The sequence below is a fragment of the Clostridioides sp. ES-S-0005-03 genome, from assembly GCF_020658455.1.
In the GTDB taxonomy this organism is placed as follows: domain Bacteria; phylum Bacillota; class Clostridia; order Peptostreptococcales; family Peptostreptococcaceae; genus Clostridioides.
In genome coordinates this window covers 198,399-213,266 of record NZ_JACVWI010000004.1, presented here as the reverse complement: position 1 = coordinate 213,266, position 14,868 = coordinate 198,399, and the positions used below count along the sequence as shown (strand labels likewise).

The window sequence follows — 14,868 nt, the reverse complement described above, 5'->3', positions numbered from 1 at the left end:
ACAAAAATGGCAAGACATTTATTTACGTCAGAATCAGTTACAGAAGGACATCCTGATAAGATATGTGACCAAATATCAGATTCAATATTAGATGCATTGTTAGAAAAAGACCCACAATCTAGAGTAGCTTGTGAAACTACAGTAACAACAGGCTTAGTTTTAGTAGCTGGAGAAATAAGTACATCTGCTTATGTAGATATACCTAAATTAGTAAGAGAAACAGTAAAAGAAATTGGATATACAAGAGCAAAATATGGATTTGACTGTGACACTTGTGCAGTTATAACTTCTATAGATGAACAATCTGGAGATATAGCTATGGGAGTTGATGAAGGTCTAGAAAGTAAGACTGGAGAAGAAATAGAGCAAGAAATAGAAAAAGTAGGAGCTGGAGACCAAGGTATAATGTTTGGATTTGCATGTAATGAAACTCCAGAATTAATGCCACTTCCAATATCATTAGCTCATAAATTATCAAGAAGACTTACAGAAGTTAGAAAGACAGGTTTAGTTGATTATTTAAGACCAGATGGAAAAACTCAAGTTACTGTTGAATATGAAGGAAATAAAGCTGTAAGAGTACATACAGTTCTTATATCAGCTCAGCATTGTGAAACAGTATCAAATGATAAGATAAGACAAGATTTAATTGAGCATGTTATAAAATCAGTTATACCAGCTGAATTACTTGATGAAGATACTAAAATTTATATAAACCCAACAGGCAGATTCGTTATAGGAGGACCTCAAGGGGATACAGGTCTTACAGGAAGAAAAATAATAATAGACACTTATGGTGGATATTCTAGACATGGTGGAGGAGCTTTTTCAGGAAAAGACCCTACAAAAGTTGATAGATCTGCTGCTTATGCTGCTAGATATGTTGCTAAAAATATTGTTGCGGCTGGACTTGCAGATAAATGTGAGATAGAACTTGCATATGCTATAGGTATAGCTAGACCATTATCTATATTTATAGATACTTTTGGGACAGGTAAAGTTTCAGAAGAGAAGCTTGTTGAACTAGTAAACAAACACTTTGATTTAAGACCAGGAGCAATAATAAGAGATTTAGATTTAAGAAAGCCTCTTTACAAAAAGGTTGCTGCTTATGGTCACTTTGGTAGAACGGATATAGATTTACCATGGGAAAGAACTGATAAAGTAGAACAATTAAGAAAAGACGCATTAGGTGAATAATGCTTAGATAAGGAGCTGCTAGAATGTAATTTTAAAATTACGTTTTAGCAGTTTTTTATTTTATGATTAAATATATTTAATAAATACTAATTTTAAATCATATAATAAATAAACATTATTTAGTGAGATTAATATATTTCATTATATAATATTGCATTAAATTAATACATAGTAGAAGGAATATGTTAAAAACTGGTTAAGATTTCGTTAAGTAATGTTAAATAATTCAAAAAATATTGAAAAGCATCAATAATACAACTAATATAGTCTTAATAAACTTACATTAAATTTTACTTATTAAAAAATTTATTTTATTTAGGAGGGAGTAGTGTGTATGTCGGATAAAATAAACATCAAAATGGTTATAAGTTTTGCTGGAGCATATGTAGCGACTGTAATAGGTTCTGGATTTGCAACTGGTCAAGAGATAGTACAATTCTTTACGTTTTATGGGTATGCTGGAATTATAGGAGGAATAATATCTATGGTATTATTCTCATGGTTTGGAGCAGAAGTTATAGAAAAAGGGAGAGAATTAAAGCTTAAAGAACCAATAAAGATTTATCAGGTATATTGTGGAAAATATCTTGGTACATTTTTTGAGTGGTTTGGACCATTGTTTTTGTTTGGTACATTAGTAATAATGATTGCAGGAGCAGGAGCTACATTATCAGAGTATTATGGTCTAAATCCATATGTAGGTAGAATTGGTATGGCAATCGTTTCCCTAATAACTGTATCTCTAGGTTTGACAAGGCTTTCAAAGATACTAGGTAATATAGGTCCTATAATAATAATATTTACACTTTTAGTAGGAGCAATTAGTCTATTTAGTAATATTGGCGCTTTATCAAATGCAGGAGCTATAATTGATAGTCTAAACGTTAAAACTGCTACATCAAATGGATATTTCTCAGGTGTACTTTATACTTGCTATAATGTAATAATAGTAATAACATTTTTAACTGGAATGGGAGCTTCAGCAAAAAATAAGAAAGATGCTGTATGGGGAGGTATAGTAGGTGGAGTAGCCCTTATGGCAGCTGCTATAATGATGAATCTAGCATTACTTTCAGATGTAGGAAATATATACACAAAAGAAATACCAGCTCTTTATTTAGCTGACAAGATATCTCCAATTATAGGTATTTTATTCTCAGTAGTACTTTTATTAGGAATATATACTACAGCTGTACCATTATTATGGTCAGTAACTAATAGATTTGTGGAAGATGACCATCCTAAATTTAAAATAATAACAGTAGTAGTAAGCATATTAGCATGTATAGGAGGATTATTACCATTTGATAAGCTTGTAGGGACATTATATCCATATACAGGTTATATGGGAATTTTAATTTTACTATGTATGCTTTATCGAAGAATTACCAAAACTGAAGGATACAAGGAAAATAAATCTGAGGTAAATTAATATCAAAATAAATTTGTGAAATTTAATCTATGTTTTAGAAGTAAGCTGGTTGAAATAAAATAATTATTTATATATGGTACCTTTACTTTAAGGTACCATATTTTTAGGGTGCAGATTTTTTTTGTTTCTGATAAAATGTATAATAGTTAGAAATTAAGTTAAGTATAAAAATATAGAAAAATTTTCTGATAGAATCCTATCATAGAACTTAATATATTTAAGTATACTAACATACGAACGGAACAATTATTAGTATTTTTAGGAGATAAAAATGGAAAAATTAGAAGGAATGATAAGTGAAATAGTCTTTAAAAATGAAGATAATGGCTATACAATAGCTCATCTGGTAAATGAAAATGATGAAATTGTTGTTGTAGGATGTATGCCTACTTTAGCAATGGGAGAGAGTATAGAGGTTGAAGGTAAATGGGTAAACCACAAAATTTATGGAACTCAATTTGAAGTGAATAGTTTTATGCCAGTGACACCATCATCTTTGGAAGGAATTTATGTTTACTTATCTTCTGGTATGATACATGGAATTGGCGAAAAAATGGCTAAGAGAATAATTGATAAGTTTGGTGTTGACACACTAGATATAATACAAAACTACCCAGAAAAATTACAAGAAGTAGAGGGGATAGGTAGTAAAAAGGTAAAGCAAATAGTAAAGAGTTATGAAGAAGATAGAGAATTAAGAAACATAATAATTGAACTATCTCCTTTTGGAATAACACCCAACTACTGTCTAAAAATATATAAAAAATATAAAAGTAGTGCAATAGAAATTATAAATAAAAATCCGTATCAGCTTGCTGAAGACATAAGAGGAATAGGGTTTAAAGTAGCTGATAGTATAGCTAATAAAATTGGTATAGATAAGAATTCTAAAGATAGAATATGCCAAGGAATATTATATACCTTAAATAAATCACTAAGTAATGGGCATACATATTTGCCAGAACATATTCTAATACAAGATTCGGAAAAATTGTTGGAGTTAAGTGGAGACATAGTAAAAGAATGTGTAATGATGTTGGTATATAATCAAAAAATACATATAGAAAAAGTAAATAATGAAAATCTCATATATCTTATGCCCTACTATTTGTCTGAAAATGGAGTATGTAGTCAAATAGTAAAATTGTCGCAGTATGAATTTGAAGATTTGAATATAGATATAGAAAATGAAATTAAAATTTTAGAAGATGATAAGAATATTAAGTTAGCAGAGAAGCAAGTTTTAGCAGTTAAAGAATCTGTGAATAGTGGCGTATTAATTATAACTGGTGGGCCAGGTACCGGAAAAACTACCACTATTAATGCAATTATAGATATATTTGAAAATAATGGGAAAAGTGTAACTTTAGCTGCTCCAACGGGAAGAGCAGCTAAGAGAATGAGTGAAACTTCTAATAAAGAAGCAAAGACTATACATAGATTATTAGAAATGGGATTTTCAACAGATGATGATTTAACATTTTTTAAAGATGAAGAAGACCCAATAAATTCAGATGTAATAATAGTCGATGAAGTATCAATGGTAGATATTATCTTAATGTATAATTTACTTAGAGCAATAAAATTAGGAACAAGAGTAATATTAGTTGGGGATAGCGACCAATTACCTTCTGTAGGTGCAGGCAATGTACTTAAGGACATGATAGATTCAAATATTATAAATGTAGTCAAATTAAATGAAATATTTAGACAAGCTCAACAAAGTATGATAATTGTGAATGCTCATAAGATAAATAATGGAGAACCACTTCATTTAAATACAAAGGGAAAAGACTTCTTTTTTATAAGAAAATCAACAAATGAAGAGATATTAAATGAAATAATAGGTTTGGTAAATGAAAGATTACCTAAATTTTATAATGTTGATAAACTAAAAGATATACAAGTGTTATCTTCAATGAGAAAAGGAGAGCTAGGAGTTACCAATCTTAATATAGAGTTACAAAAGTATCTTAACAAAAAGGAGAAGTTTAAAGTAGAAGAAAGTTTTTCTAAAAGGTTGTTTAGAGTTGGTGACAAGGTAATGCAAGTAAAAAATAATTATACAAAAAAGTGGGAGACAGAAGACCAAAAGGAAAGTGGGGAAGGTATATATAATGGAGATATAGGCTATGTATATCATATAGATAAGGATAAGAAAACTATTTATGTACTATTTGACCAAACTAAAATTGTATCATACTTATATGATGAATTAGATGAGATTGACCATAGTTTTTGTACAACCATACATAAAAGTCAAGGAAGTGAATTCCCAGTCGTAGTGATACCAATAACTTGGGCTCCTCCTATGTTACTAAGTCGTAATTTATTATATACAGCAGTGACAAGAGCAAAAAAATTAGTTGTGTTAGTTGGAGATGTGAAATATTTGGAATATATGATAAAAAATAACAGAGTAAATCAAAGATATTCAAACTTAGGATATAAGTTAAACAAATTCAAACAAGAAGGGCTGTTGATAGAGTAAATATGAAAATATGCAATGATAATTTTATTAAGAGTCTTAGAAATCTAATTAATAAATGTCTGGATTTTATTTATCCTGAAAATATAAATTGCATAATTTGTGATAAATCAATAAAAAAAACTAATACCTATTCAGTCTGTAAAAGTTGTTTTAATGAAATGAATTTTATACTGAATGGGTGTATAAAATGTGGAAAGCCAATAATACATCATTCACTTGAAAAAGAATTTATTGAAGGATGTAGCTATTGTTTTGATAAAAGTTTTTATTTTGACAAGTCAATCTCCTGTATTGAATACAACGAGATAACTAAAAAAATAATATTAGGATTAAAGTACAATCAAAAAACATTTATGGCTAAATACATAGCGCAAATAATGAAAGAAAAGTTGGATTTAGAAAATGTGAAATTTGATTATATATTATTTGTTCCACTTCATAAGAAAAGACTTAATAAAAGAGGATTTAACCAAGCACAAAAAATAGCTTTGAGTTTGAGTAAAATAATCAATGTTCCAATGTTAGATTGTATATCCAGGGAAAAAAATACAAGGATGCTTTATAAGTTAAGTAAACAAGAGAGAAAAAAGGAATTAAAAAATGTGTTTGCTGTTAACAAAAATATTAAATTAATAAATAATAAAAATGTACTTTTGATAGATGATATATTTACAACTGGCGTGACAACAAATGAAATATCTAAGATTTTAAAGTTATCTGGTGTTAATAAGGTTTTTGTAATGACGTTGCTTACAAGAGCAAATGACAACTACGTTATGGAATAATCTTATATATTGACAATTTTACTTTAAAATATTAAAATGAATAAGTGATATTTAGGTCTGTGGTTGAAAGTCCAAGCCAGTCGCAGGCAAAAGGATCCACGTAAGTTAACACTAAAAATTGGGTTAATGAGCATGGTGCGGCTTAGAAGTAAGACCTACCGATAATAAAATCGAGAGAGAGTAGTAGTGCGGCGAACCCAAGCGAACCCTCCAGTAGGCGAGTGTGGGGTCAAAGACCAGGTCAGCTAAATATCATATTAAAAGAGAGCTAGCATAATGTTTTTATGTGTAGCTCTTTTTTATATATAATAAATTTAGATTGAATCATAAAGAGGTGATATATATGAACAAAAGACAAGAGAACTTGTTGACAGTATTGCTATTGAAAGAAGAATTTATAAATATCAATGACATTGCTAACGATTTTGAGTGCTCAGAGAGAACAATAAGAAATGATTGTAAGTACATTGATGAATGGTTGTCTACTTTTTGTAGTGCTTATATTAAAAGAAAGCCTAAAATAGGAATTAAGTTTAGTGGAGATGATACAGATAAAATAATAGTAAATCAGAAGTTAAGAGGTGAAGTTAAAAGAGTAAATAGTGAACTCCATAAACAAGTTGAGATATTGAATCTATTACTTTGCAATAATAAGAAGATTACCTTAAATGATTTGTCCAATAAATTGTATATAAATAAAAATATTGTTAGGGAAGAAATAAATACATTATCAGTAGAATTAAGTAATTATAATTTGAAAATTTCAACTAAAACGGGCAGTGGTATATGTATTGAGGGAAATGAGAAAGACATAAGGATAATGTTAGTGGCATTTTTATTTAAATATATAGATAAATACAGACTAAACATGGATGAAATAGAATATTTCCATATAGTAGACATAATAGTTGTCAAAAATATAATGTCTATAATAGAAGATAAAATGGATATAAGACTTACAGATGTTTCATTCAGGCAATTGATGTTATTTTTACTTATAAATATCATACGAATAAGGTTGGGGAATTCTTTTGAAATAGTAAATATTAAAAAAGAATTAAAGTTAGAAATTCTTATATTAGATATAGAAAATGAGTTGAAATCCAGTCTATCTATAGTATTAAACCATGAAGAAAAATTATTTATAGAATCACTAATACTTGGCATGAATAAACAAATAAATAGTAAAGATACTAAAAAATCACTATACCTTAATGAAGAATTATCAGAGTATACAAAAAGAATTATAAATCTGGTATCAGAAGAATCGGGTATAAACTTTAATAATGATATATTGCTTTATGACCAATTAATATGTCACTTAAATGTTACAATGCACCAAATGCAAAGTAACGTTTATTTGGAAAATCCACTTTTAGATAATATAAAAAATAAATTTTGTTTTTTATTTACAGTAATTTCAAATTCAATAGGAATTGAGCAAAAAGGAACACAAATAACTGAAGATGAAATAGGTTATCTTACTCTTCACTTTCAAACATCTTTAGAAAGAAAAAGTAATAAGAGAGAATCAACTAAAAAAGCAAGTATCGTGTGCCCATTTAGTTTTGGAGTAAGTATGTTACTAAAAGTAAAGATAGAAAAGAGATTTAATAATATAGAAATAGTTGAAACACTAAGGGAAGAAGATTTAAGAAGAGATAACTTCAATAAAATGATAGATTTTATAATTGCATTTCAAGAATATGAAAATGTACAAAAGCCAATTTTTATAACAACGCCACTATTTACTGATGAAGATGAAAATAAACTCAAAGAATTTACCAACAAAATAAAAGAAAAAGATACATCATATAAACTTATGAATAGATTAATGATGTCTGATTATTTAATAAGAGAGCTAGAACATAATGATATTTATGAGGCTATAGCATACTTAACTAATTTATTAATCGAAAAGCATTATGCAGATAAAGAATATTTAAATTCTATTATAGAGAGAGAAAAGGCATATCCAACTAATGTTGGGAAAGGAATATTATTTCCTCATGGAGATATGAAGTATATAAAACAATCTGTCTTATGTTTTGCAAGATTGAAAACACCAATAAAAATTAGAAATGGAAAATACATAAAGATTATACTTTTATTAGCTTATAAAAAAGAGGATGATAGAAAAGTATTTAGAGAATTATTCAAAGAAATATCTAAATTGACAGAAGATGAAAATATGCTTGATGTGCTAAGTAATTGTGATATTAAAAATATAAAAAATATTCTTATATAAATTTATATCAAAATGTGAATAAGCACAAAATTTTCCATGTAGTGGAAAAAGTTGTGCATGTTTTTTTGTTTTTATAAGATATTATATATCTATCAGATAGAAATCAGTTAAAAGTAGACAAGTAATTTAGGAGGAAGAAATGGAAGAAATAGTATTAAAGATTATAATTCATGCTGGAAATGCAAAATCTATGCTTTATGAAGCTCTTGATTGTGCAAAGGAAAACGATTTTGAAAAGGCTGATGAATTAATCGAAAGTGCAAATGAAGAAATATTAAAAGCACATAAAGTACAAACAGAACTTATACAAAAGGAAGCAGGAGGAAATAAATCAGATATATCTATTTTACTAATTCACTCTCAAGACCATTTAATGACTTGTATGAGTGAAAGAAACCTTATAAAAGAAATGATAGTGCTAAGAAAAGAAATTCAAAAATTAAAATAAAAAGTAATTAAGGGGGATTTAAGATAATGAAGAGAAAAGTATATTTATTTTGTAGTTTTGGTATGTCAACAAGCTTACTTGCAGGAAAGATGCAGAAAGTAGCAGATGAACACAATTTACCAATAGAAGTAGAAGCATTTCCAATAGCAGAAATTGATAAGATAGTTGCAGAGAAGAATCCAGATTGTATATTGTTAGGACCTCAAGTTAAATACATGCTAAAGGAGTTAAAGCCAAAGTTTGAAGCTCAAGGAAAACCTGTGGATATAATAAACGAAACTGATTATGGAACTATGAATGGAGAAAAAGTACTAAAGCTTGCTATAAAATTAATAAAGTCTAAACAAGCTTAAAATATAGTAAAAAGATACTGAGAAATGAGGGTGGATAGATGAATAAATTGGAAAGAATACTTATGCCGTTGGCTGAAAAAATAGGTAAAAATAAATTATTAATTGCAATTAGAGATGGTTTTTTAGTATCATCACCATTATTGATAATAGGGTCATTATTTTTATTAGTAGCAAACTTCCCAATAAAAGGATGGGACGAATTTGTAGGTCAAATTTTTGGTCCAGATTGGGCAGTAAAATTACAACAGCCAACTATAGCGACTTTTGAAGTAATGACTTTACTTGCAGTTTTAGGAATTGGTTACTCTTATGCTAAACAAATAGATGTAGACCCAATTGCATCAGCAGCAGTTGCAATAGTCGCCTTTTTTATAGTTACACCATTTGTAATACCATATACACCAGAAGGAACAAAGGCAGTCTATATGGTAACTGGTATCCCATTAGGTTGGATGGGTTCTAAGGGAATGTTTGTAGGAATGATAACCGCAATAACATCTGTTAAGTTATTTGCAGTAGTTGTCAAAAAAGGGTGGACATTGAAGATGCCAGATGGAGTTCCTCCAACTGTTTCAAAATCATTTGCTGCATTAATACCAAGTGCAATAGTTATGGTAGTTTTCTTTTTAGTTAAGATTGCTTTTGAAGCTACACCATATGGAAGTATACATGAATTTATATTTAAGTTTTTACAAATGCCATTATTAAAATTAGGAAATAGTTTAGGTGCTATGGCAATAGCTTATATATTCTTACATTTATTCTGGTTCTTTGGAATAAATGGTAGTAGTGTTGTTGGAGCTGTCTATAATCCAATATTAAAAATTTTATCAGCTGAAAATTTAGCGGCTTTTCAAGCTGGTTCAAAAATACCAAACATAATAACTGGTCAATTCCAGGATATGTTTGCAACATTTGGTGGGGCAGGTAGTACACTATCCTTAATTATAGCTATGTTACTTATATGCAAAAGTAAACGTATAAAATCAATGGGTAAATTATCAATTTTACCAGGGATATTTGGAATAAATGAGCCATTAATATTTGGTCTACCAATAATGCTTAACCCAATATTATTGATACCATTTGCAATAGTTCCAACAATAAACATAATAATAGCCTATTTCTGTATGTCAGCAGGATTAGTACCACTTACAAATGGAGTTCAATTACCATGGACAACTCCAATTATATTCTCTGGATTTCTAACAACAGGATGGCAAGGTGCTTTATTACAAATAATACTTCTTGTACTAGGAATATTTATGTACATGCCATTTATAAAGATGTTAGATAAACAATATTTAAAAGAAGAAAAAACAAATGTTGAAGAGGAAGATGATGATATATCTTTTGATGATTTAGTATTATAGGAGGAAAATTATGAAGAAAATAGTTATGATATTGGATCAAATACAAGCAGGTGCAGGTGGGAAAGAAAAAAGCAATATACCTCCTGCTGGAAAATCAAGTCCATTAGGTCCAGGTGTAATGATGGAACCATTTTTAAAAGAATCTAAAGTAATAGCGACACTTTTCTGTGGGGATGAATTTTTTATAAACAATGAAGAAGAAGTGACAAATAAAATGATAGCTATGGTTAAAAAGTTAAATCCTGATGTAGTAATTTGTGGACCAAGTTTTAACTATGAAAATTTTTCTAAGATGTCAGCAATATTATCTAAAAATATAAATAATAAAACAGATATACCAGCTTTTGCAGCTATGTCAGAAGAAAATACATACGTAATAAACGAATACAAAAATGATATATGTATAGTTAAGACACCTAAAAAAGGTGGAATTGGTCTTAATGATTCACTAAACAATATATGTAAATTAGCAAATTCAATAGCAAATAAAGAAGACATAACTTTAATGAAAGAAGAATTTTGTTATTAATTAACACTTTACTAGGGGACAGGTTTAAGTAAAATATTATTTACATTAAAGTATGTGGATAGAGTTTCTATAATTAAGGAGGGATTTTCTGATATGTGGGGAATGATAGCAACATGGAGAATGGCTATAGAAGGAATCACTGAAGCATCAGAACATTTAGAAAAAGGAATGGAAGCAGGAGATGCTGTAGAACTTGCTGTAAGAAGAGTCGAAGATTATCCATTCTATAAATCGGTTGGATATGGAGGACTTCCAAATGAAAATTGTGAAGTAGAACTTGATGCTGCATTTATGGATGGAAACACACTAGATATAGGAGCAGTTGCAGGTATAAGAGATTATTCTAACCCTGTCAGCATAGCTAGAAAACTAAGTTATGAGAAAGTGAATAATTTCTTAGTTGGAATCGGAGCTGAAGAATATGCCCATAAAAATGGATTTGAAAGAAAAAATATGTTAACAGATAGAGCGAAACTACATTATAAGAAGAGAAAAAAAGAAACTTTAGATAAAGGATTAAGCCCATATGCTGGTCATGATACTGTTGGGATGATATCTTTAGATAGAGATGGAAAGATGTGTGCAGCAACCTCAACAAGTGGTCTATTTATGAAGAAAAGAGGTAGAATAGGAGATTCTGCACTATCTGGTTCAGGGTTTTTCGTTGATAGTAACATAGGAGGGGCTACAGCTACTGGTCTTGGAGAAGATTTGATGAAAGGGTGTATATCATATGAGATAGTTAGACTTATGAAAGAAGGAAAACATCCACAAGAGGCATGTGATATAGCAGTAAATGAGTTAGATGAACAACTTATCAAAAGACGAGGAAAAGCTGGAGACTTATCATTAGTTGCTATGAATAATAAAGGAGAATGGGGAGTAGCTACAAACATAGCTGACTTTACATTCTCAGTAGCTACTAAAGCAGAAGAACCTACAGTGTATATATCAAATAGAATAGATGGTAAAACTATACATAAGGTTGTGTCAAACGAGTGGATGGAAGCATATGAAGCTAGGATAAAGGCTCCAATAGAAGTGAGTGAATAAAGTTTGTATTTATGCAGCAAAGTAGAGTCTTTAATATTTAAAAGGAGATTTTTATGAATATTATAAACAATAAAGTAGACGAGATAAAAGAACATTTATTAAGCGATATTGTAGATATTGTAAAAATACCTAGCGTTGAAGGGGAGTCAGAAAATGACTTCCCTTTTGGCGAAAAGGTAGGAAAAGCACTCAATAAAGCACTAGAAATTTCAAGAAAATTAGGCTTTAAAGTTAGAAACTTAGACAATTATATTGGTTATGCAGAATATGGAGATAGCGAAGATTATATCTGTGTAATTGGCCACGTAGATGTAGTACATGAAGGGGAAAATTGGATATATCAACCTTATGGAGGAGAAATATATAATGGAAAAATCTATGGTAGAGGGGTATTAGATAATAAAGGACCTATAATGTGTGCTTTATATGGATTATATGTTATTAAGGAATTAGGTTTAAAGTTAGATAAAAAAGTTAGGATAATTTTTGGCACAAATGAAGAAAGTGGATTTAAAGATATACCATATTATTTAAAAAATGAAAAACCTCCTATAATGGGGTTCACACCAGATTGCAAATATCCTGTTGTATATGGTGAAAAAGGTATGGCGAAAATTATAATCAAAAATAACTGTAACTATAAGGAAGATACATTTTTAAGCTTTATAGAAAATATGTCTGAAAAGGTGATTGTCACAAATAAAGAGTTACATAAAGAGAATAGTTACATAATACTTGAGATAAAGGTAAAATATGAATTTAGTTATAAACTAGAAGATGTCTTAGATGAAATAAAATCTAATTTTCCCAATGATACAGAGATAGAAGTAATTTCTAATTTTAACCCTGTATATTTTGATAAGGATAGTAAGCTTGTTAAAAAACTTCAAATAGCTTATGAAAGAGTAACATCATTAGATGGTACTCCAGTAACAACTAATGGAGGTACATATGCAAAAGTAATGCCAAATATAGTTCCATTTGGACCTTCGTTTCCAGGACAAAAAGGAATAGCACATAATCCTGACGAATATATGGATATAGATGATATAATCTTAAATGCAAAGATATTTTCAAATGCAATATATGAATTAGCAAAGGAGTAGTTATGCTAGAGATAATAGGAATGACAGTAGAAGACGCTAAGATTATAGAAGATTGTGGCGCAGATAGAATAGAATTAGTTAGTGCTTTAACTGAAGGAGGGCTAACACCAAGTTTTGGACTTATAGAAAGTGTTGTTAACAGTGTAAAGATACCTGTGAACGTAATGATAAGACCACATGCTAAAAGCTTTGTATATAGTAAAGAAGACATAAATATAATGTTAAAAGATATAAATACAGTCAAAAAGATTGGAGCTAATGGAGTTGTATTTGGAATGTTAGACAAGAATAATAATATAGATGAAGAAAATTTAAATTTTTTGTTGCAATATTGCGATAATCTTGATGTTACATTTCATAGAGCAATAGATGAATCAAATACAATAGAAAGTGTTAATCTTTTAAAGAATTATGACAGAATTACAAATATATTAACGTCAGGGGGAAAGGGAAGTATAAGAGAGAATATAAAAATTATAAAAGATATGATGCTTAACTCTAATAATATAAAAATTCTTTTAGGTGGAGGTCTTAATTTTAATAATATAGTTGAAATAAAGGGAGTAACTAAGGCAAATAATTTTCATTTTGGTACAGCTGTTAGAATAGATAAAAATCCATTTGAAGATATAGACAGACAAAAGCTAAAACAATTAGTGGATATAATTTCGAAATAATATAAACATATATAATTTATATAACTTATTAGATTAAATAAAGAGTGTTAGTCAATTGTAGTTTGGGTATATGAATATTATGAGTATTGATTAAGAAATTATTGTTATGATGCTTTACTATTTTTAGATAATTTTGAAGTTAAACTAAATAGTGAAAGAAAAAATGAAATATGGAGGTCTTAGAAGGTGGATAACTATGAAAAATTTATAAAAGTTAAGTAACATATAATACATATAATTTCCTAAAATTACCACTTTATGACATGAATTCACATATTAATAAACAATTATTGGAGATATTTGTGGATAGAAAGGATAATAAAAATAGCTTTAAATACACAGGAACAAGAGTTATTAACAGTTTTATCCACATTATCCACAGGGTATTGTTATAATATTAATCCACATAAGCATTAAGGTGATTAAAAATGAAAAATAATTCTATCAATTGAATAGAAAAAATCACAAAAGTTAATAATAAAAGAAGGATTATGAGATTTCATGTAGAATATATTATTTAAGTATAAATTTTCTTATACTGGCATAATTGAAGGGAGATGTACTTATGAACATAATTATATCTGGAAAACAAATCGAATTAACTGATGCAATAAAAAATAAAATCGAAAGCAAGTTAAGTAAGTTAGATAATTACATTCATCCAGACACTGATGTAAAGGTTACAGTAAGTGCTAAAAAAACAAGACAAAAAATAGAAGTAACAATAGCTACTGTAAATGGTCCTATAATTAGAGCAGAAGATATGCAGGAGAATTTATACACAGCTATAGATGTTGTATATGATAAATTAAGCAAACAATTAAAAAAATATAAAAAGAGATTACAAGATAAGCATCAAGACAATAAGAGTATAAGATTCCAAGATGCAGAGATAAATCTAGCAGATGAACAAGAAGATTATGAAGATGAAAATCAAGATATAGTAATTCAAAGACGTAAGAAATTTAGTGTTAAGCCAATGAGCGAAGAAGAAGCTGTATTACAAATGGAATTAGTAGGACATGATTTCTATATGTTCAAGAATATAGATTCAGATGAAATAGCTGTAGTTTATAAACGTCATAATGGCGGATATGGTATAATAGAACATGAATAAAGCAATTTAGATTTAATCATATTAGCTATCGATAAATTATTTATCGATAGCTTTTT

At 28.7% G+C, this 14,868-nt stretch carries 13 protein-coding genes; all 13 read left to right on the top strand.

Annotated elements, in window-relative coordinates; all coding sequences use genetic code 11:
- The first annotated feature begins 6 nt into the window (after window positions 1-6).
- The 13 genes from metK to hpf all read left to right on the top strand — a co-directional run bounded on the left by metK (window position 7) and on the right by hpf (window position 14,812).
- Complete coding sequence (metK, locus tag IC218_RS16095) at window positions 7-1,200, top strand: methionine adenosyltransferase (RefSeq protein WP_227434547.1); 1,194 nt, start codon at window positions 7-9, stop codon at window positions 1,198-1,200.
- Window positions 1,201-1,534: 334 nt separating this feature from the next.
- Window positions 1,535-2,632 carry a hypothetical protein gene (locus IC218_RS16090; protein ID WP_227434548.1) on the top strand — a complete coding sequence of 366 codons (1,098 nt, stop codon included), beginning with the start codon at window positions 1,535-1,537 and terminating at the stop codon, window positions 2,630-2,632.
- Between the two features lie 271 nt (window positions 2,633-2,903).
- Window positions 2,904-5,123, top strand: coding sequence for an ATP-dependent RecD-like DNA helicase (locus tag IC218_RS16085; RefSeq protein ID WP_227434549.1), 2,220 nt, complete (start codon window positions 2,904-2,906; stop codon window positions 5,121-5,123).
- Window positions 5,124-5,125: 2 nt separating this feature from the next.
- Window positions 5,126-5,908 (top strand): ComF family protein, encoded by a 783-nt coding sequence (locus tag IC218_RS16080; RefSeq protein ID WP_227434550.1) that lies wholly within the window; start codon window positions 5,126-5,128, stop codon window positions 5,906-5,908.
- Window positions 5,909-6,251: 343 nt separating this feature from the next.
- Window positions 6,252-8,156, top strand: coding sequence for a BglG family transcription antiterminator (locus IC218_RS16075; protein ID WP_227483560.1), 1,905 nt, complete (start codon window positions 6,252-6,254; stop codon window positions 8,154-8,156).
- 139 nt (window positions 8,157-8,295) lie between these two features.
- The gene (locus IC218_RS16070; protein WP_227483559.1) at window positions 8,296-8,604 is read left to right on the top strand and encodes a PTS lactose/cellobiose transporter subunit IIA; all 309 of its coding nucleotides are present in this window, start codon (window positions 8,296-8,298) and stop codon (window positions 8,602-8,604) included.
- A gap of 26 nt (window positions 8,605-8,630) precedes the next feature.
- On the top strand, window positions 8,631-8,957 hold the full coding sequence (locus tag IC218_RS16065; RefSeq protein ID WP_227434553.1) for a PTS sugar transporter subunit IIB: 327 nt from the start codon (window positions 8,631-8,633) through the stop codon (window positions 8,955-8,957).
- 38 nt (window positions 8,958-8,995) lie between these two features.
- Window positions 8,996-10,330: a PTS cellobiose transporter subunit IIC gene (celB, locus tag IC218_RS16060; protein ID WP_227434554.1), complete on the top strand. Its 1,335-nt coding sequence runs from the start codon at window positions 8,996-8,998 to the stop codon at window positions 10,328-10,330.
- A 10-nt stretch (window positions 10,331-10,340) separates the two neighbouring features.
- Entirely contained in the window at window positions 10,341-10,859 is a 519-nt protein-coding gene (locus tag IC218_RS16055) for a GrdB-related putative oxidoreductase (protein ID WP_227434555.1), read from the top strand.
- Between the two features lie 93 nt (window positions 10,860-10,952).
- Window positions 10,953-11,912: a N(4)-(beta-N-acetylglucosaminyl)-L-asparaginase gene (locus IC218_RS16050; protein ID WP_227483556.1), complete on the top strand. Its 960-nt coding sequence runs from the start codon at window positions 10,953-10,955 to the stop codon at window positions 11,910-11,912.
- A 53-nt stretch (window positions 11,913-11,965) separates the two neighbouring features.
- Complete coding sequence (locus tag IC218_RS16045; RefSeq protein WP_227434557.1) at window positions 11,966-13,018, top strand: Sapep family Mn(2+)-dependent dipeptidase; 1,053 nt, start codon at window positions 11,966-11,968, stop codon at window positions 13,016-13,018.
- Between the two features lie 2 nt (window positions 13,019-13,020).
- Entirely contained in the window at window positions 13,021-13,695 is a 675-nt protein-coding gene (locus IC218_RS16040) for a copper homeostasis protein CutC (protein ID WP_227434558.1), read from the top strand.
- Between the two features lie 565 nt (window positions 13,696-14,260).
- Entirely contained in the window at window positions 14,261-14,812 is a 552-nt protein-coding gene (gene hpf / locus IC218_RS16035) for a ribosome hibernation-promoting factor, HPF/YfiA family (RefSeq protein ID WP_227434559.1), read from the top strand.
- The last annotated feature ends 56 nt before the right edge of the window (window positions 14,813-14,868 follow it).

Bases quoted from the DNA above. Each gene is read 5' to 3' on its own strand.
- metK (WP_227434547.1), top strand. From the start codon at position 7: ATGGCAAGACATTTATTTACGTCAGAATCAGTTACAGAAGGACATCCT.
- IC218_RS16090 (WP_227434548.1), top strand. From the start codon at position 1,535: ATGTCGGATAAAATAAACATCAAAATGGTTATAAGTTTTGCTGGAGCA.
- IC218_RS16085 (WP_227434549.1), top strand. From the start codon at position 2,904: ATGGAAAAATTAGAAGGAATGATAAGTGAAATAGTCTTTAAAAATGAA.
- IC218_RS16080 (WP_227434550.1), top strand. From the start codon at position 5,126: ATGAAAATATGCAATGATAATTTTATTAAGAGTCTTAGAAATCTAATT.
- IC218_RS16075 (WP_227483560.1), top strand. From the start codon at position 6,252: ATGAACAAAAGACAAGAGAACTTGTTGACAGTATTGCTATTGAAAGAA.
- IC218_RS16070 (WP_227483559.1), top strand. From the start codon at position 8,296: ATGGAAGAAATAGTATTAAAGATTATAATTCATGCTGGAAATGCAAAA.
- IC218_RS16065 (WP_227434553.1), top strand. From the start codon at position 8,631: ATGAAGAGAAAAGTATATTTATTTTGTAGTTTTGGTATGTCAACAAGC.
- celB (WP_227434554.1), top strand. From the start codon at position 8,996: ATGAATAAATTGGAAAGAATACTTATGCCGTTGGCTGAAAAAATAGGT.
- IC218_RS16055 (WP_227434555.1), top strand. From the start codon at position 10,341: ATGAAGAAAATAGTTATGATATTGGATCAAATACAAGCAGGTGCAGGT.
- IC218_RS16050 (WP_227483556.1), top strand. From the start codon at position 10,953: ATGTGGGGAATGATAGCAACATGGAGAATGGCTATAGAAGGAATCACT.
- IC218_RS16045 (WP_227434557.1), top strand. From the start codon at position 11,966: ATGAATATTATAAACAATAAAGTAGACGAGATAAAAGAACATTTATTA.
- IC218_RS16040 (WP_227434558.1), top strand. From the start codon at position 13,021: ATGCTAGAGATAATAGGAATGACAGTAGAAGACGCTAAGATTATAGAA.
- hpf (WP_227434559.1), top strand. From the start codon at position 14,261: ATGAACATAATTATATCTGGAAAACAAATCGAATTAACTGATGCAATA.